The following is a 19,141-nucleotide window of genomic DNA, read 5'->3' on the forward strand; positions in this document are numbered from 1 at the left end:
AGTTATGAACAAACCAAAACTGTACAAAGTATTAAGCACACTTGCTGCTTCAGCATTATTACTATCTGCATGTGGGGGTGCTGATAGCGGTAGTAAAAAAGCAAACACAAAAAAAGTAGAAACAAATAAATTTAGTGCTACTGTAAAAAATGACGGTAAAGAAATTAAAGACGGATCATTAACTTATGGACTCGTTTCAAATTCACCTTTCTCTGGTGTTTTAAGTAGGGTATTGTATGAAGTTGCTCCAGATTCAGAAATTATGGATTTCTTTGATGAACAATTATTAGCTACAGATAAAAACTGGGAAATTACAAATGAAGGTGCTGCAACTTATACAATTTCTGAAGATAAAAAAACAATTACAATTAAAATTAAAGATAATGTAAAATGGCATGATGGTAACCCTTTAACAGCTGAGGATTTAGAATATTCTTACTTAATTATCGGTAATAGTAAATATACAGGTATTCGTTACGATACACAAATGCAAATGATTGAGGGTATGGAAGAATATCACACTGGAAAAGCTGACAAAATTTCTGGTATTAAAGTAGTCGATCCAAAAACAATTTCCATTACTTATAAAGAAGTAAACCCTTCACTGAAAACTGGTATTTGGACATATCCTACACCTAAAAAATATTTAGGTGATGTACCAATTGAAAAACTAGCTGAATCAGATAAAATCCGTCAAAATCCAATTGGATTCGGTCCATTTAAAGTGAAGAAAATCGTTCCTGGTGAATCAGTTGAGTATGAGCGCTTTGATGATTACTGGGGTGGCAAACCTAAGCTGAAAAATGTAACATTAAAAGTTGTAAATCCATCTATTGTTAGTGCATCTCTGAAAAAAGGTGATATTGATATTGCATCAATTACTGCTGATCAATATCCGAACGTAAGTAAATTAAAAAACACACAACTAATTGGTAAAACTGACCTTGCTTACACTTATATCGGATTTAAGTTCGGACATATGGACAAAGCAAAGAATGAAGCTGTAATGGATAACGATAAGTTCAAAGACGTTCGTTTACGTCAAGCGATGGCATATGCAATTGATAGAGAAAAATTAGGAGAAAAAGTATATCACGGACTTCGTGTTCCAGCTAACTCTCCAATTCCACCATCTATGCCAAAGTACCATAATAACAGTGTTGGCGCATATAACTTAGATGTAGATAAAGCGAAAAAACTATTAGATGAAGCTGGCTATAAAGACAAGAATGGTGATGGATTCCGTGAGGATCCAAAAGGTAATGAATTTAAAATTAACTTCCTAGCTAGTAACGGTAGTGAGACAAGTGAACCACTTGCAAAATTCTATATTCAATCTTGGAAAGATATCGGCTTAAAAGTAGAACTTCTTGATGGACGCTTACACGAATTTAATGCTATGCGTGATATGATTAAAAAAGATGATCCGAAGGTTGATATTTTCTCTGGTGCTTGGAATACTGGCTCTGACCCTGACCTTTCTGGCCTATGGGGCAAAAATGCCGGATTCAACTACCAGCGCTGGGTAAATGATGAAAATACGAAGTTATTAGACGCAGGATTATCAGAAAAAGCTACTGATGAAAAATATCGTAAAGAAATATACGATAAATGGCAAAAATTAATTCATGACGAAGCACCGATGATTCCAATTCATTACACATTTGATTTAACAGGTGTTAATAAGCGCGTAAAAAATTATGATGTCAACACTGAAGTAAATCAAATAACTTCACATTGGAAAGACGTTACTGTAACAAGTGAGAAGCCAGAAGTAGAAAAATAATCATAAAAATAGCTCTTAGCATCTACATACATGCTAAGAGCTATTTTTTATTTACAATCCTTTTCTTACTATTTATAACAACCAATTCCTTCCCTACTATAAAATCAAAAAATTTGATGAATCATCTTTATTAAAACAGCTAACGTAACAGATCCAGCAAATCCACCTAAACAAATTAAACTTACCCCTTGGCTATAAGACAAATTTTGAAATGATTTCATACCTTCCATCCTCCCTATGTCCCCATTGATATTCTTATTGTATCAATGGGAAAAATTTCATAACATCGATTTCGCTGACAACTAACTTACAAATTTGTAAGTTAGCAATTTCCCTCTAAACTTATATCTAGTATTTCCATAATCTCCCCCTCTATACATCAAAAAAGACCTCGAATTATATCAAGGTCCTGCTTACACTACAGAATATCTCACTTTATTTTATAATCATAACCGGGCATTTCACACGCTTTGCTATTTTATGACTTACACTACCAAGCACCATCTCTTGCAGTGTATTTAGCCCTCTACTCCCAGCAATAATAAGATCTATATCTCCTGTATTTACATATTGAACAATCGTATCTCCTGGATCGCCATGTAGAATCGTAATTTTGTAGGAAATGTTCTCTTTCTTTAATAAACCCTCAATCTCTTTTAATTTATCTTTTCGACTAGCTGATATTGTTTCTAAATCCGTTTGTCCTTGTATAATATCTGACTTTGCCGTTCTATTATCTACTACGTACACAACTTCAACATGTGTTTCTTCGTTAAATTTCGCAATATATGTTGCATGCTCGGCTGCTCGAAGTGCATGTTCAGAACCATCGCATGCTAATAAAATTTGTTTGTACATATGCTGAATCCCCTTTTCGTTATCCTACCCGTATTATATAATAAAGCCCCCTAAAAAGGAGGCTTCTAACTAGCAATTCTCTTATTATAAGTAGCTAAATTCGCAACGAGCTTCGAGCTACGTTCATTTAACCCTGTGATCCTTACTTTTACACCGTTCTGTTCATATTTCATGATAACCTTATCAATTGCCGCTACTGCTGAATCATCCCATACGTGTGCGTTAGTAAAGTTCATCTCAATTTCTTTCACATTTTCATTGTATGAAAAAGCATTTATATACTCTGCCGTAGATGCGAAGAATAGTTGGCCGTGAATTTCGTATATTTTCTTATTTTCAATATACAAATGTTTCACGTGAATCTTTGCCATATTGAATGCAAATAAAACTGCACTAATTATCGTTCCGATAATTACACCTAATCCTAAATTATGTGTAATTAGGACAATCACAACTGTTACGATCATAACAAATGCGTTTCCTTTTGGTACTTTATGAATCGTCGCTACAGAGTTCCAATCAAACGTCCCAATCGAAACCATAATCATAACTGCAACTAAAGCTGCCATCGGAATATGAACAACGTAATCACCTAAAACAAATAGCAATACGATTAAAAAACCACCGGCTACAAACGTCGATAATCTCCCGCGACCACCTGATTTAATGTTAATAACAGATTGTCCAATCATTGCACATCCTGCCATTCCTCCGAAGAAACCAGCAACAACGTTCGCAATCCCTTGTCCACGTGCCTCTTTATGCTTATTACTTTCCGTATGTGTCATATCGTCTAAAACCGACGCCGTTAATAATGACTCTAGTAAACCTATAACCGCTAGCATAACTGAATACGGTAAAATAATTGCTAATGTCTCAAGTGTAAATGGAACATCAGGAATACTAAAGAACGGTAATTCTTTCGGTAAGCTTCCCATATCCCCTACTGTTTTCAACTGTAATCCGCTCATAAGTGCAATGCTTGTCACAATAATAATTGAAATAAGTGTAGACGGAACAGCCGTCGTAATACGTGGAAATAAATATATAATTGCAAGTCCTAATGCGACAAGTGCATACATTTGCCAAGTTGCATTTTTAAAATGCGGCAATTGCGCTGTAAAAACTAAAATTCCAAGTGAATTTAAAAAACCACTCATAACGGATTTAGGAACAAACTTCATAAATGAGCTCAGCTTGAACACTCCAAAAATAATTTGAACAATACCTGTTACTATTGTCACAGCAAATAAATATTGCAAACCATGATCCTTAACGAGCGTCACCATTAATAATGCCATCGCACCCGTTGCCGCCGAGATCATCCCTGGTCTTCCGCCGACAAACGAAATTGTAACCGCAATACAAAAAGCGGCGTATAACCCAACGGTCGGATCTACACCTGCAATAACAGAGAAAGCAATCGCTTCAGGAATTAACGCTAAAGCAACAACAATTCCTGACAGCACATCCCCTCTCATATTTGAGAACCATTCATTTTTTATAGTTTGAAACAAAGTAACACTCCTCCACTCTTTTATCATTTGATTTTCTCCATAAGAAAATCAAGGCCGACTGCACGAAGGCTATTATATAACGAGCAAAGGATGTTGTGCTATGTAAAAGTTTCCTAAAGAAAAGACGCTACCTTAGCAGCGTCTTTTCTCATTTCATTAATGTCCACCGTGACCTTGACCACTTTCCTGAACAATTTCTAACCTCTCATCCAATATACCTTGTGTTTCAAATGAAACATCACTACTACTTCCTAATAGGAAACCATGGTTATATGGTCCAAGTGTTGGATCATCTTTAAACTTCGGCTAAATAGTAGCAAGGAAGTCATAAACTGGTTGTGAAGCTTTTCCTTCCTCAAGCAAAACAACAGGGGCATGTTTACCCATATGTGAAAACGGTGCTCCCGCAATTGCTAAGTCTGGTGTTTTGCTTGAAACAAATGACAAACCGTGACCTGGTTTTGTGAATCCCCAGCCAAATTTCGTTTTTTCATCTTTAAATTTCGCAAATGCAACCGAATTTTCTGTTGGAGTCTCCCCACTAATACGCGTTACTTTCCCGTATTTACTTAACTCTTTTTCTACTTCTTTCGAAACGATTTTTTCTGGTCCTAACACATATATATTCGCTTTATCTTTTCTCGTCTTTAATGCCTCTATTGTCGCTTCTGGCACTTTATTTTTTTCAGTATATAGAAGAGGTTCTGGCATATGAGAAATCCAATTTACAGCTGGTGTTGTATATAAACGTCCTTCTTCTTCAGACGAACCGATAATAACGCTATTTGGATAATTTCCTGTTATATCGGCATATTCTTTATCAACATCTTTAGCAAATTTAGCTGGGTCCGTTTCTTTTATTTGCTTTACTTTATATTCTTTTAATTGCTCTAGGCTAGATGCCCCTATATCCCCCATCACCATAATTTGCGTTCCATCTTTCGTTCCGAGCGGATTTAATCGTTTTATTTCTTTTAACGTTATTTCGGGTACCTTTTCTTTTTCTATAAATAAAATCGGTCCGTTATTCGGGTGATGAATAAGATCCGCACTTGCAATACCTAATTGCCACTCGTTCACTGGCACTAAAATAATAGCGCCTGGCTGATTCTCTTTATGCGTTGCTGGCCATATCGTTTGCGAAGTTAATACTGCCATTTGCAGAGGATCATTTGTATTTAATCTCGTTACATTTTTTAAACTTGTCGTTAATAAATCATTCGATGCACCTTGATTCATTTCTTTCGGCGCAGTTACCTCCTGATTCATTTTCATTTCCTTTTGCTCTGTTTTCTTCTCTTCTGTAGATTCATGATTTTTATGATCTGTACTCGTTTGTCCGCATGCCGCAAGACCGACTGCTGCAATTATTGTTATCCCCAAAATTCGGGTCATCTTTTTCACTATATCGCCTCCGTATTATTCGTTTTCGAGCCAATATTATTACCTAAAATGGAATTTCAACTTTACAATAACAAGCAATTCTGAAGAAATTATGCAGATGCATTATAATCTGCACCATTTCTTCATGATTTTGACTTACAATTTAAGTAATAACTACAAATGCGGAGGTACTCTATGATCGATATACTACTCGTAGATGATGAACCGAGAATGCTTGAATTATTAACGCTTTATCTTACTCCAATCGGATATAACTGCGTATGTGCAGTATCCGGAGAAGAAGCTATTTCACATATAGAAAATCGAAACTTCAAATTTGTTTTACTCGATATTATGATGCCAAAGATGGATGGGTGGGAAACTTGCAAAAGAATTCGATCATTTAGTAACGTTCCTATCATTATGGTAACTGCTCGTGATCAAACGGTAGATGTCGTTCAAGGGTTAAAACTTGGAGCAGATGATTACGTGACGAAACCCTTCCACGAAGAGGAGCTCTTCGCAAGAATTGAAGCTGTTTTACGCCGAACCAATCAACATGCACAAATCCAATATCACGGCATTTTATGGGATGAGGCCAAGCATTTCATTTCTGTCCATAATGAAGAACTTCTTCTCACCCCAATCGAATTCTCTTTACTCGGATTATTTTTACGTCATGTGAACTACGTATTAAGCCGTGATCAGCTCATTGAACGAATTTGGGGATTAAATACAAATACAGAAGATAGAACAGTCGATTCACATATTCGTAATTTACGTGATAAATTACGAAAAGTAAATTTCCCCATTGATCACCATTTAAAAACTGTTTACGGAGTAGGATATCGATGGATTGATATTGAAAACTAAGGAGCAAAACGATGAAGCGAATTTCTATTCAACTCGGATTTTATTTTCTAATTGTTACACTTTTAATCGAAAGTGTTCTATTTGTCTTGCTCTATTATAGCCTTGTAAACAATAGAGTGAATGAAGAAATGACTGCTTTATTAAAGCGTGGAAATAGTCACCGAGATGTCCTTGAAAAATATTTTGACAGGCAAACAATCTCCCATGTTGCTTTAATGGAATCCGAAGCTGAAACAACTGTTATTATTACAAATGCAAATAAGGAAATACTAGCTAAATCCAATGAAATAAATACTACTATAAAAAAACATATTGAAGGAATGCAAACACGAACAGATCATGATGGAGCAATTATAGAGAATCATTGGAAAACATCTAATTATATATGTACAGTTAGCCCAATTGTAGTGGCAGGAAAAACGGAAGGCTATGTATATATGTTTCTCGGGACGGAATCAATCGAAGAAATGGTTAACGGGCTCACACGGCAATTCATTATCGCTGGAGTCATTACTTTCCTATTAACAGCCATCACCATTTTTCTATTATCACGTTTGTTAACAAAACTATTGTTACACATGAAACAAGCGACTGAAAAAATGAGTAAGGGCGATTTATCCGTTTCATTAACAACTACTCGAAATGACGAAATTGGTGAACTAGCACAATCTATCCAAACTCTCGCAAATGATTTACATTATATGAAAACGGAGCGAAGTGAATTTCTAGCAAGTGTTGCTCACGAATTACGAACACCATTAACGTACGTAAGAGGTTATGCTGACATTGCATCAAAAGAAAACACACCCCCAGAGCAACGTTTACGATACTTATCCATTATAAAAGACGAGTCTGATTATATTACAAACTTAGTCCAAGATTTATTTTCACTCGCTCAAATGGAAAAGCATAACTTTTTCATTCAAGTACAGGAAGTGCATTTACACACCTTCCTTACTCGCATCACTGAAAAAATAAATGTGATGTACGGAGAAAAACAAATTAAAGTTGTTTTCACATGTCCTTCCTCACTCTTAGTAAAGCTAGATGAGCAACGCTTTGAACAAGTTATGGCTAACATTTTAAATAACGCGTATAGACATTCAAAAGAACATTCTCATATAAATATTTCTGTTACAGAAGAACATAAACGTATTTCCATTACAATTGAAGATGAAGGCGAAGGTATTCCGCCTGAAGACCTCCCTCACATTTTCGATCGCTTTTACCGTGTTGATAAAGCGCGCTCTAGAGCTACAGGAGGCACTGGTTTAGGGCTCTCCATCGTAAAAGAAATCGTAGAACTACACGGCGGGAATATTACTGTCACAAGTGAAATTGATCACGGATCTTGCTTTACAATTTCATTGCCATCTATATAGAAACACGACTATCATCAATAGTCGTGTTTTCTTATCCTTTAGGACTTTACTTTATAATATAAATTTACGAATTGGCCAAAACGTTTCGTATCCGTTAAAGTTAAATTAATTTCTGGATTCTTTTCTTTAAATAACGGAACTCCAGAACCTAATATGTGAGGTGTAATCGTAACAACATATTCATCAATTAAATTATTCTTAAAGAACTCTCTCAGTAGACTCCCTCCACCGACCATCCATATTTTAGATCCTTCCTGCTCTTTCAACCTTTTTGTAAACTCTAATACATCTTCATTTACAAACTCTACATGTTCGTTTGAACCTTTTTCTGAATTAGAAAAAACATAACATTTTTTATCTAGGTACGGGAATGTTTCCGTATGCTCTACCACATAATCGTACGTTCTCTTTCCCATAATTATCGTATCAATTGTTTCGTACATTTCTGTATAACCGTTGTCTCCCTCACCTTCTGTTTCCATTAACCACTCTAAATCATCATCTTCTTTCGCGATAAATCCATCTAAGCTCGCTGCAATAAATAAAACAATTTCACGTGACATATCTTTTCCTCCTTACAGCTTCTATTGATAAAATCATCTTATAAGCACTATACTAACCATAAAACATGACAACTTATGTCATGTTAAAAAAGAAAAAGGTGATATCCTTGTCAAAAGCAAAACGTTTACTAGACATTCTTATATTTGCTTCTACGAAAAAAACATTTACAGCTCAAGAAATAGCTGATGAATTTAATATTTCCGTTCGTACGGTCCATAGATATATTTTAGATTTAAGTGATATGGGATTACCCATTTACGCTGAACAAGGTCGTAACGGAGGATATAAAGTATTAACAAGCAGCATGCTTCCCCCCATTTTATTTACCGAAGAAGAAGCGGTCTCCATCTTTTTTGCTTTTCAGTCTTTAAGCTACTACAGAGACTTGCCTTTTAACACAGGAATCAATTCCGTTACGCATAAACTGTATAGCTCCCTACAACATGATGCGAAAGCGAAAGTTGATAAAATACGATCTTATATCTCTTTTTGGAATCCGAAGAGAACAATTGATACACCTCTTTTAAACGAAGTATTAACCGCGGCTATTGAAAATAAAAATTTACACTTTCAATACGAATCTAAATCAGGGATTAAAACAAAACATGTTCATCCTATCGGTGTATATGCTCACGACGGTTTATGGTATTTGCCATCCTATGACTTTAGTAGAAAAAAGGTATTACTGTATCGCGTTGATCGTATTCTTTCTATATTATCAACAGAAGAAAATAAAGATACGTTCATGAATTTAGAAGAATGGTTCGAATCTAACTCTAACGTAGTACACACTCCTATCCAATTCCATGTTTTATTAACGACAGAAGGCGTGCGCCAATGTAAAAGCGTTCCTTACCTTGAAGAATTCGTGGTAGTAAACGAAGATGGGACAGGATATATAAATTCAACAATTGATAAAGGTGAAATTAATTTTATTACGCCTCTATTTTATCGGCTTGGAAAAGATGCACGAGTTTTAGAACCGAAAGAATTAATAGATGGTTTACGTATACGTGCGAAAGAAGTTTTAAATATGTATGGAGACTAAAAAGGCGTAAGAAAACTCCTCTTACGCCTTTTCGCTATGTATTATTTTCTCTATTGCTTCTTTTAATAAATTCTTTGTCTCTTCAAAGTTATGATTCTGCTGTTCTCCTGGCTGCACCGTATAAAACTCAGCAAACGAACGCTCTTTATACCTCGGTACAATATGCATGTGATAATGAGTTAACTCGTTAAAGATTCCACCATTTTGACAAATTGTAACTCCGTCTGGTTTATATAATACTTTAATCGCCTTTGCAATAATCTGAGAAACATCCATAATCGCTTTTGCTACACAATCATCTAATTCGTCCACTTCTACAACATGCTGCTTTGGAACGATTAAAGTATGCCCTGTATAGAAAGGTTCATGATCTAAAAAACATGTTACATAGTCATCTTCATATATTTTATATATAATTTCTTCTTCGTTGGCTAATTTACATCCTAAACATTCCATCACACTTTCCCCTCTCTCTAAAACATAAAAACGTGAGAGCTATATTCTCACGTTTTTATATTTCACTTTATTAGTTCAATTGTTTCCGTAACTTTTATACTATCTTTTACCGATTGAACAATCGTGCAATTTTTCACCGCAAGTTGCAGTGCCTTGTCTAATTGTTCTTCTGTAATGTTTTGCGCTTTAATTTTATAGTGCAAATGAACACTTTCAACTGGTTTTGATAAAGCTTCACTTCTACCAATTTCAGTTTCAATTGTAAACATATCGTATGCAATACGTTTCTTTTCTAAAATCGTTCGAAAAACAATTGCACTACATCCTGCGATAGAAGAAACGAGTAATTGTAACGGTGAATATCCGTTTTCTTTCCCAATCGCTAAGTGACCATGCGATAAATCTGCCTCTATATCATCATGCTTAATTTTTATTTTCATACTTTGCTTCCATCTCCACTTTCATCGGTTTCTTCCGTTTCTTACTCATATAATAATATATGTAGCAGAAAATGATAAATGGAATACCACAATATAACGCCATTCTTTGTTCTGGAATAAACGCTAAACTAATAACAACGATGCTATTTGTAATTAAAGCTAAAATTGGAACAAGCGGGTATAGTGGTGTTCTATACTTTAAGTCCTCTAATTTTCCTCCGCCTTTTAAATACTGACTTCTAAAGCGAAGTTGTGATAAAGCAATAATGATCCAACTTGAAACAGCCGATAAACCAGCTATAGATAATAAATACATATATACTGTATCTTCTGCAAGGAAACTTGTTAATAAAGATAACGCCGCTACAGCAATTGTTACGACTAACGCTGTAATCGGAATACCACGTTTATTTACTTTCTTGAAAGAAGTTGGTGCCATTCCTTCATTTGCAAGTGACCATAGTATACGCGTTGCTGCATATAACCCTGAGTTCGCTACAGATAGAAGAGCTGTAATAATAACGAAGTTCATAATATCAGCTGCATATGGAATACCGATTTTATCAAATACAACTACGAATGGGCTTTCAATTATCCCTGCTTCTTTCCAAGAAATTAACCCTACTAAAATTGTCATTGTTAAAATGAAGAATAACATAATGCGCCATACTGTATTACGAATCGCACGTGGAATTGTTTTTTCAGGATTCTGACTCTCTCCTGCTGCAATCCCGATTAACTCTGTTCCTTGGAAGGAAAAGTTAACTGTAATCATCGTAAGAAGCACTGCAGCTAGTCCATTTGGGAATAGCCCACCATCACTTACAAAGTTAGAGAAAAGAGGCGCTGCTTCTTTTCCATCGTATGGTAAGAATCCTAGTAATGCGCTACCACCAAGTAAAATGAATGCAATAATTGTAACTACTTTAATACTAGAGAACCAAAACTCTAATTCAGCATAACTCTTCGCTGATATTGCATTTGAAGCATATAAAATAACTCCGAATACGAGACACCATACCCAAACATCAACATTCGGAAACCATCTTTTCATCATTAAACCGATCGATGTTAATTCTAATCCTACTGTTACTGCCCATCCAATCCAGTATAGCCAACCGATCATAAATCCAGTTCCTGGTCCAATAAACTTCGTCGCATACTTTTGGAAAGATCCTGAAACTGGCATTGCTACCGTTAGCTCTCCAAGACAAAGCATTGTTAAATACATAATAAATCCGCCCACTAAATATGAAAGGATGGCTCCCCCTGGTCCAGCCTGATTAATGGTGTAACCTGAACCTAGAAAAAAACCAGTTCCGATTACACCACCTAGTGCGATCATAAATAAATGTCTACTCTTCATCGTACGATGTAATTGCTCATTCGTTGTTTGCTGCATCTTAATCCTCCCCCTACAAGTACCCCTATCTCTTTTTAAAATTTTCTGATAATAAAAATATACACGAAAGCGATTACAATTTCTATATAAAATTAAAACTTTTCTGATAAAACAATATAAAAAATCGAATTATCGCGAGATTTAGATTATAATTAAAGGAAAATAAGGAGAAACAAGGAAAAACCTTTACATATATTGTAAAGGTTAACGGATTTCTAATCTTCTCGATAAAATTGATAAACTATAATTTATGATAAAGTACATACAAGCTACTACTATAAACGTTGGAATCATATAATTCACATTCTGTCCGCTAATAATTTGAGCATTATGCATAAGCTCTGGCAGTGATATAACAACTGCTAATGATGTATCTTTCAGCAATGAAATAAACTGACTAACAAGCGGCGGGACCATTCTTCTTAATGCTTGTGGTAAAATAATGTGCCAAAGCGCTTGAACATACGTTAATCCTGAAGATCTTGCAGCCTCAATCTGTCCTTTTTCAATCGATAATAAACCACTTCGAACAATTTCAGATATCATTGCTGCTTCAAATATTGTTAAAGCAACAATTACAGCTGTTATAATTTCTAATTTCAAGCCTGCTTCTGGAAGTGCAAAATATGTGAAAAATATAATTAATAGTAGTGGTAAGTTTCGAATTACTTCAACGACAATTCCTAATATTTGTGAGACGACAGGTATTTTCATGTAGCGCAATATCCCTATTACACTACCAATAATAAAGCTAAGTACAATTGCTACGAGCGCTACCTCTAGCGTTATAAGTAATCCTTTTAATAAAAACAGAATATGATCTCCTGTAATTGCTCCCTTAAAATCCATTTACACCGCCTCCTTTGCTAAGCGTTTTTCTAAATAACGCACTAGCATACTGAGCGGAATTGTTAATATTAAATAAAACATCCCGACAAATATATAGACGTCGAACGTAACCAATGTCTTCGTTGAAATTAAGTCTCCTTGATACATTAAATCCGTACCAGCGATAATTCCGAGTATGGAAGAGTTTTTTACTAAATTGAGAAATTGATTTCCTAGAGGAGGGATTACGATTTTCATCGCTTGAGGTAAAACGACATGGTACATTGCTTGCGTATACGTCAATCCTGAGGAACGTGCTGCTTCCATCTGACCTTTCGCGACTGATAAAATACCAGCGCGAATAACTTCCGCAATAAACGCTGCCGTATATACGGTAAGCGTAACTGTTCCTGCTACAAACCCATTTAAAGTAATTCCTATTACAGGTAAAGCGAAATAAAATATAAATGCAATTAATACGAGTGGAATATTTCTTACAAACTCCACAAAAGCTGATCCTATCCAATTTAAAATACGAATCGGTGCAATACGCATTACAGCCAAAATTACTCCCAAGATAAAGCTTCCTATTAATGCAATTACACTAGACATCACTGTATATTTAAATCCTTCTACATACATATCAATATTATTCGTTAATATAGAAAAATCAGGCACATATTCTCCCCTCTTTCTTTACAAGAAGAGGATGAGTACTCTCATCCTCTCACTCTTACTATTTATCACGAGAAATAAAGTTTCATTTTACTTCTCTTGTTTTTGACCAATCCATTTTTCATACAATTTATCGTATTCTCCATTCGCTTTCATATCTTTTAATAAACTATTAATCTCTTTCGTTAAATCGTCTGCACCTTTTTGTACTGCAATTCCATACGGTTCATCCGTGAAAATTTTCCCTACAACTTCATAATTAGAATCTTGTTTTGCCATTCCGTAAAGAATCGCATTATCTGTAGTTAAAACATCGCCTTTACCTGCTTTTAACGCTGTAAATGCCTCACTATAATTCTCAAACTCTAATACAGTCGCTTCTGGTGACTTTTGACGAATATTATTTGTAGACGTTGAACCTTTTACAGCTAACACTTTCACACCCTTTTTCACATCATCAATACTTTTAATATCGCTCCCTTTTTTCACAAGTAACGATTGCCCCGCTTTAAAATATACATCTGAAAAATCCACTTCTTTTTTACGTTCTTCTGTAATTGTCATTGTTGCGATAATTGCATCAATATCACCGTTTTTCAATAGTGGAATACGCGTTTTAGATGTTACTTCTTTTAATTCTAGTTTCTTTTCATCTCCGAGAATTTTTTTCGCAAGCGCCTTTGCAACATCAACATCGAATCCTTCTACTTGCCCTGTTGAAGGGTTTTTCAATCCGAATAAGTTCGTATCATTCTTCACTCCAACTACTAATTTCCCGCGCTTCTTAATTTGCTCCACAGCCCCGCCTTGCTTCGTATTCGTTTCTTTCGCCTCATCTTTTTTACTTCCGCACCCGGCAACGACAAGTACGAATAAACATGAAAATACGATTAACGTAAACAACTTTTTCATTTTAAGCATGAAATTCCTCCTTTAATGGTTTAACACCCGGCTTAAAAATAGACGTGCTCTTTCTTGTTCAGGATTTGCAAAAAATTGTGATGGTGTTGTATCTTCAATGATTTGGCCATCATCCATAAATAAAATCCGATCGGCTACCTCCCGCGCGAATCCCATCTCATGCGTGACAACGACCATCGTCATCCCTTCTTTAGCTAGCGTTTTCATAACATCAAGTACTTCCCCGATCATCTCTGGATCAAGAGCAGACGTAGGCTCATCGAATAGCATAATTTCCGGCTGCATTGCCAGTCCCCTAGCAATAGCTACCCTTTGCTGTTGACCTCCGGATAATTGATGAGGATATACACCTGCCTTCTCCGGGATTCCTACTTTCTCTAAATAAACCATCGCTGTTTTTTCTGCTTCTTCTTTTGAAGTTTTATTTACTTTAATTGGTGCTAGTGTAATATTTTGCAGAACTGTTTTATGTGGGTATAAGTAAAAATGCTGGAAGACCATACCAATATTTCGGCGTAATTCATTCATATCTGTTTTTTTATTGTGTACGTCTGTATTTTGTACGATTAATTCTCCATCGGTAATCGCCTCTAACTGATTTATACACCGAAGCAATGTACTTTTTCCTGATCCTGAAGGACCAACAACTACTACCACTTCACCTTTTTTCACTTGCATATTAATATTTTCCAAAACTTGGAAGTTACCATAATATTTATTTACATTACGAAACTCTATCACCATACTCCCCCCCTCCCCTAAACAAAGCATGTACATTCTTTTTATATTCAAAAATAGGCAAAAAAATAACTTTCATCTTCATTTTGTCCATAAAAAAGAGCAAAGGGATTTCCCTTTGCTCCTTCATTTCTATTCTCTTAAGATACTTCTTCTTTCTTGTCTTTCCCGTATTCATGCTCCCAGAAATCAGCATTTTTAATTCCTAATTTCTGCGGATCGAACACTGGATCTTTTCCTTCTTTTTTCTGCTTTTCATAATCCTTTAATGCGATCAATGCCGGTTTTTGTAATAATAGAATCGCAATAATGTTAACCCATGCCATAATTCCTACACCAATATCTCCTAAAGCCCATGCTGTTTCTGCTGTTTTTACACAACCGTAGAATACAACTCCTAAGAATACAAACTTTAGTACGATAGACATCCAAGGACGGTCTTTATCACGATTTAAGTAAGCTATATTCGTTTCTGCAATGTAGTAATAAGCCATAATTGTTGTAAATGCGAAGAATAGTAAAGAGATTGCTACGAAACCGTTTCCAAATCCAGGGAAAACAGATTCTACTGCTGCCTGTGTATAACCAGGACCTGGCTGTGCACCATTTAATTTATTGACGATAAAGTTTTTTCCGCTTGCATCAAATACGTTATACATGCCTGTAATAATCATCATAAATGCTGTTGCTGAACAAACAAATAATGTATCAATGTAAACGGAAAATGCTTGTACTAACCCTTGTTTAGCTGGATGCGATACTTCAGCAGCTGCTGCTGCATGGGCCCCAGTTCCTTGCCCTGCTTCGTTTGAATAAATACCACGTTTTACACCCCAAGAAATTGCTAAACCAATAATCCCGCCAAAAGCTGCTTCTAATGCAAATGCACTTTTTAAAATTAACATGAAAGCGTCTGGTAATTTTTCAATATTCATAGCTACAATTACACAAGCTACTAAAATATAGCCAAGCGCCATAAACGGTACTACAACTTGCGCTACGTTAACAATTCGCTTAACTCCACCAAAAATAATAAGTGCTAATGCCGCTACTAATACCGCCCCGGATACAGAAGTATTAATACCAAAAGCTGTTTCTAGACTTACAGCAATACTATTCGCCTGAACACCTGGAAGCAGCATTCCTGTTGCAAGAATTGTCGCTGCAACGAATACTAAAGCGTACCATTTAACACCTAGTCCTTTTTCAATGTAATAAGCAGGTCCACCGCGGAATTGTCCTTGATGTTTCGTCTTATATATTTGTGCTAATGTAGATTCTACATAAGCCGATCCTGCTCCTAAAAAGGCCACCGCCCACATCCAAAAGACAGCTCCTGGACCACCAAATGCAACAGCCGTTGCAACACCTGCAATATTTCCTGTTCCAACGCGCCCTGATAATGAAAGTGCTAAAGCTTGGAACGAAGAAACACCCGCATCCGATTTTTCCCCTTGAAATGTAAGTTTCACCATTTCTCCTACATGTCTTACTTGTAAAAACCTTGTTCGAATGGAAAAATATAGACCTACTCCTAAACATAAATAGACAAGTGCTGGACTCCAAACAATATTATTTATCCAACTTACGATAGCTTCCAACTTTCCCCCTCCTTCTTTATAAAGAATATTCAGAATATATATAAAATTATAAGTGTATACCGAATCTATAACAATATTATTTTAATAAAGTAAACATATTTTTGTATAAAAAAACAAAGTATATATTTATTTTATATACTTTGTTCCCTTATCTCTGTATTATATATTCACTATTGCCTCTTGCTTTATAATTCTTTCATACAACTCATCTGATAACTTTTGAAAATCCTCTGGCATATCTTTCCCCTTAAATTTCTTTTGAATCGTACCGTATAGGCCTATATCACGTAACCGTAAAAATAACGGTAACGATTCATACCAACTATCCGCCAGCCTGTGCTCATATTCGTACCCCTTTCTTAACACTTGTAACTGTTTACGAGCAAATTCCGTCTTTTTCTCCAATGTCCACGGTGTAAAAAGAACAGAGTAATAAAGAACCATTGCCAAATCATGAATGAAGTAATTATAGGCAGCGTCATCAAAATCAAAGATTGTTAGCCCTTTTCCATCATAATGAAAATTACCTGGATGAATATCGCCATGCATAAGGCCAAACGTTTCTCTTTCGATTGGAAGAGCCTTTATTTCATCCATTAATACAGTGGCAATCCCTTTCACCTTCTCATCTTCTAATCCATTAACAATGCTACTTTCATCCTCTTCCCACGTATCACGGTAGTCTGTTTTAGGATAATCCATTGTAAGGCGGTGCAGTTGTCCAATCGCTTTTCCCCACGCTTCAAAGTAAGCATCTCCCCAATAAGGCGATTCTTCTCCTTTTACTTGCTCACCTTGTGCATATGTAAATAAAGACGCGAAAAAGAAAGTGCCATCTTCCGCTCCAATTTCTTCTACAAGGTTTTGAGATATTGAATTACGAGGTCCCGCCACTTTTGCCCCATGCTCTGCAACATACCGTAAAAAATCTAGTTCGGCCTCTACCTCTTTTTTAGACCGATGAGAAGAATGGGTTAAGCGTAATACGTAATCTTCATTATTTTTATCCTTCGCCTTAAAAATATAATTTTCAAAATCACCAAGTGGCTTTTCTTCTACTTTCACATTAAATACCTTTGCAGCTTCTGCTAAAATCTCATGTGTAAAAACTCGTTCCACAGCTATTTCCATATTTATTCCCTCCTATATGTACCCTCTAATTAATTCGACATGAATGTGAGAAGTACTGCTATGAAATTGAATAATGCGTGGGCAATCATAGCCGATAAAATAGAATTTGTTTTCTCATATAACCACGCAAATACTACTCCGCTTAAAAAATTCACCGGTAATGTGTTATATGTCGGGATATGAACAACAGTAAATATTATTGAACTTATAAGCATACCGCCCCATATACCATACCTATCACGAAAAAATGTATAAAAAACACCTCTATATAAAATTTCTTCATAGATTGGTGATATAACTGCTGCTCCAATTACCGCGATACAGAACGCATATATTGATTTATCATTTTGGATCGTCTCCGTTTTACTATTTTCGAAAGAAATCCCCAGTTTCTCCATTATCATTAATACTCCAACACTCACTACAATCAAAGAAATAACCGCTACAAATGTCCACAATAAATCTTTCCATGAAAGCTTCCGAATTCCAATATCTTTCCACGACAGTTTATATCTTTTTATGCAAAAAAGATAAACTAAAAATGTAAATATCACTGCCATTATAAGTCCCATTAATACTCCAGCATATAATGAGTTCCCTATTATTTTTAAAGCATAATCATAAAAAAGAGATTCAACCATTACTGGTACAATCAGAAATACGAAAACAAATAAATATAAAATTTCTTTCCATCCCCACGTACATTTTAAAGTCATCTACACCATCCCCCTATATCCTATTTTCTTTAGTATAAAAGATGACGTAACGTAACTTTCAAGCTACTTTTTTTCAAATAATCTAAGCATAATTTTCTCACAAAATAAAAAAAGGTTGATTCACTCAATCAACCTTTACACTATTAAAAATTCTATTCCTCAATTCTTCATCAATTCATTCTCATATATAATATTTATCTTTATTTCTCTTCACCTTTTGTCTGCATTGAGTTGAAGGTCCAATTTAACTTCAATGAATCTCCTTGAAATACATTTTGCTCTTCATCGTTATCTACAAATGTGAACATTACGTAGAAAGTATCATCATCACCAGGAGCAAGTCCATTTCCTTCTCGGTCTACAACACCTTTTTGTACAAGATCAGGAATACTTCCGTTTTGCGTAGCTACCTTTAATTCAGATAATTTAGTAGACCAAATTGGAACCTCATTTTTATCCAAATTCCACAAGAAATCAACACGGATATGATCACCAAAATCAGCATTTCCATTATCTCCTTTAGCATCGATTACACTATAATCTGTAAAAAGTTTCACGTCTCCTATCGCTAAAGTTCCTTTGTTAACTAATTGAAAACCGCGTTCCATTTCATCACCTGGTTTAATATTGTCGACATTAATAACAACTTCAGGATTAACACTCAAATCTAAAGTACCCGCTGCAAACGTGTTTTGTGATACTTCCTTATCACTAAAATACGCATATGTCCCCCCGCCAATTAAAGATAAACCAAGCCCTGCAGTTACAACACCCATACCAAGTTTTTTCTTAATACCCATTTCACAAGTCCCCCTATTTTTA

General features: G+C 35.4%; 19 protein-coding genes and 1 pseudogene. 4 read left to right on the forward strand and 16 right to left on the reverse strand.

Annotated features, from left to right (window positions below; genetic code table 11):
- Nucleotides 1-4: 4 nt before the first annotated feature.
- Nucleotides 5-1,786, forward strand: coding sequence for an oligopeptide ABC transporter substrate-binding protein (opp4A, locus tag CQ058_RS20070; protein WP_002188314.1), 1,782 nt, complete (start codon nt 5-7; stop codon nt 1,784-1,786).
- A 104-nt stretch (nt 1,787-1,890) separates the two neighbouring features.
- On the opposite strand, the gene CQ058_RS20075 is transcribed toward opp4A, so the two are convergent.
- From CQ058_RS20075 to CQ058_RS20090, 4 genes and pseudogenes are all read right to left on the reverse strand, one after another.
- Entirely contained in the window at nt 1,891-2,007 is a 117-nt protein-coding gene (locus tag CQ058_RS20075) for a DUF4027 family protein (protein ID WP_002188313.1), read from the reverse strand.
- Nucleotides 2,008-2,221: 214 nt separating this feature from the next.
- Entirely contained in the window at nt 2,222-2,644 is a 423-nt protein-coding gene (locus tag CQ058_RS20080) for a universal stress protein (protein WP_002010593.1), read from the reverse strand.
- Between the two features lie 65 nt (nt 2,645-2,709).
- Nucleotides 2,710-4,161: a SulP family inorganic anion transporter gene (locus CQ058_RS20085; RefSeq protein WP_002188312.1), complete on the reverse strand. Its 1,452-nt coding sequence runs from the start codon at nt 4,159-4,161 to the stop codon at nt 2,710-2,712.
- Between the two features lie 156 nt (nt 4,162-4,317).
- Nucleotides 4,318-5,565: pseudogene (locus CQ058_RS20090) on the reverse strand (cell wall-binding repeat-containing protein).
- Nucleotides 5,566-5,739: 174 nt separating this feature from the next.
- Between CQ058_RS20090 and CQ058_RS20095 the strand changes: the two are divergent.
- Both CQ058_RS20095 and CQ058_RS20100 read left to right on the forward strand, forming a co-directional pair.
- Entirely contained in the window at nt 5,740-6,417 is a 678-nt protein-coding gene (locus CQ058_RS20095; protein WP_002029819.1) for a response regulator transcription factor, read from the forward strand.
- 11 nt (nt 6,418-6,428) lie between these two features.
- Nucleotides 6,429-7,799, forward strand: coding sequence for a sensor histidine kinase (locus CQ058_RS20100; protein WP_002188309.1), 1,371 nt, complete (start codon nt 6,429-6,431; stop codon nt 7,797-7,799).
- A gap of 38 nt (nt 7,800-7,837) precedes the next feature.
- Here the strand turns inward: CQ058_RS20100 and CQ058_RS20105 are convergent, their stop codons facing one another.
- Nucleotides 7,838-8,362, reverse strand: a complete 525-nt coding sequence (locus CQ058_RS20105; RefSeq protein ID WP_002186949.1) for a dihydrofolate reductase family protein — start codon at nt 8,360-8,362, stop codon at nt 7,838-7,840.
- A gap of 65 nt (nt 8,363-8,427) precedes the next feature.
- On the opposite strand from CQ058_RS20105, the gene CQ058_RS20110 reads away from it, so the two are divergent.
- Nucleotides 8,428-9,411 (forward strand): helix-turn-helix transcriptional regulator, encoded by a 984-nt coding sequence (locus tag CQ058_RS20110; protein ID WP_181150772.1) that lies wholly within the window; start codon nt 8,428-8,430, stop codon nt 9,409-9,411.
- Between the two features lie 21 nt (nt 9,412-9,432).
- Here the strand turns inward: CQ058_RS20110 and CQ058_RS20115 are convergent, their stop codons facing one another.
- From CQ058_RS20115 to CQ058_RS20170, 11 genes are all read right to left on the reverse strand, one after another.
- Nucleotides 9,433-9,867, reverse strand: coding sequence for an HIT family protein (locus CQ058_RS20115; protein ID WP_002188308.1), 435 nt, complete (start codon nt 9,865-9,867; stop codon nt 9,433-9,435).
- A 62-nt stretch (nt 9,868-9,929) separates the two neighbouring features.
- Nucleotides 9,930-10,307, reverse strand: coding sequence for an OsmC family protein (locus CQ058_RS20120; protein WP_002193359.1), 378 nt, complete (start codon nt 10,305-10,307; stop codon nt 9,930-9,932).
- A complete protein-coding gene (locus CQ058_RS20125; RefSeq protein WP_002029755.1) occupies nt 10,291-11,709 on the reverse strand; it encodes an amino acid permease in 1,419 nt (472 codons plus the stop codon). The genes CQ058_RS20120 and CQ058_RS20125 overlap by 17 nt, the downstream gene beginning before the upstream one ends.
- 204 nt (nt 11,710-11,913) lie before the next feature.
- Entirely contained in the window at nt 11,914-12,558 is a 645-nt protein-coding gene (locus CQ058_RS20130) for an amino acid ABC transporter permease (RefSeq protein WP_002188305.1), read from the reverse strand.
- Nucleotides 12,559-13,215 carry an amino acid ABC transporter permease gene (locus CQ058_RS20135; RefSeq protein ID WP_002188304.1) on the reverse strand — a complete coding sequence of 219 codons (657 nt, stop codon included), beginning with the start codon at nt 13,213-13,215 and terminating at the stop codon, nt 12,559-12,561.
- Nucleotides 13,216-13,302: 87 nt separating this feature from the next.
- Complete coding sequence (gene glnH / locus CQ058_RS20140; protein WP_000916483.1) at nt 13,303-14,133, reverse strand: glutamine ABC transporter substrate-binding protein GlnH; 831 nt, start codon at nt 14,131-14,133, stop codon at nt 13,303-13,305.
- 12 nt (nt 14,134-14,145) lie between these two features.
- Nucleotides 14,146-14,877, reverse strand: a complete 732-nt coding sequence (locus CQ058_RS20145) for an amino acid ABC transporter ATP-binding protein (RefSeq protein WP_002193360.1) — start codon at nt 14,875-14,877, stop codon at nt 14,146-14,148.
- Nucleotides 14,878-15,011: 134 nt separating this feature from the next.
- Entirely contained in the window at nt 15,012-16,472 is a 1,461-nt protein-coding gene (locus tag CQ058_RS20155; RefSeq protein WP_002010512.1) for an alanine/glycine:cation symporter family protein, read from the reverse strand.
- A gap of 159 nt (nt 16,473-16,631) precedes the next feature.
- Nucleotides 16,632-17,603, reverse strand: coding sequence for a phosphotransferase enzyme family protein (locus tag CQ058_RS20160; RefSeq protein ID WP_002188298.1), 972 nt, complete (start codon nt 17,601-17,603; stop codon nt 16,632-16,634).
- Between the two features lie 29 nt (nt 17,604-17,632).
- Nucleotides 17,633-18,319, reverse strand: coding sequence for a CPBP family intramembrane glutamic endopeptidase (locus tag CQ058_RS20165; protein ID WP_002188296.1), 687 nt, complete (start codon nt 18,317-18,319; stop codon nt 17,633-17,635).
- A 200-nt stretch (nt 18,320-18,519) separates the two neighbouring features.
- On the reverse strand, nt 18,520-19,119 hold the full coding sequence (locus CQ058_RS20170; RefSeq protein ID WP_002188294.1) for a TasA family protein: 600 nt from the start codon (nt 19,117-19,119) through the stop codon (nt 18,520-18,522).
- Nucleotides 19,120-19,141 lie beyond the last annotated feature (22 nt).

The sequence above is a fragment of the Bacillus sp. MYb56 genome (assembly GCF_002976445.1).
In the GTDB taxonomy this organism is placed as follows: domain Bacteria; phylum Bacillota; class Bacilli; order Bacillales; family Bacillaceae_G; genus Bacillus_A; species Bacillus_A mycoides.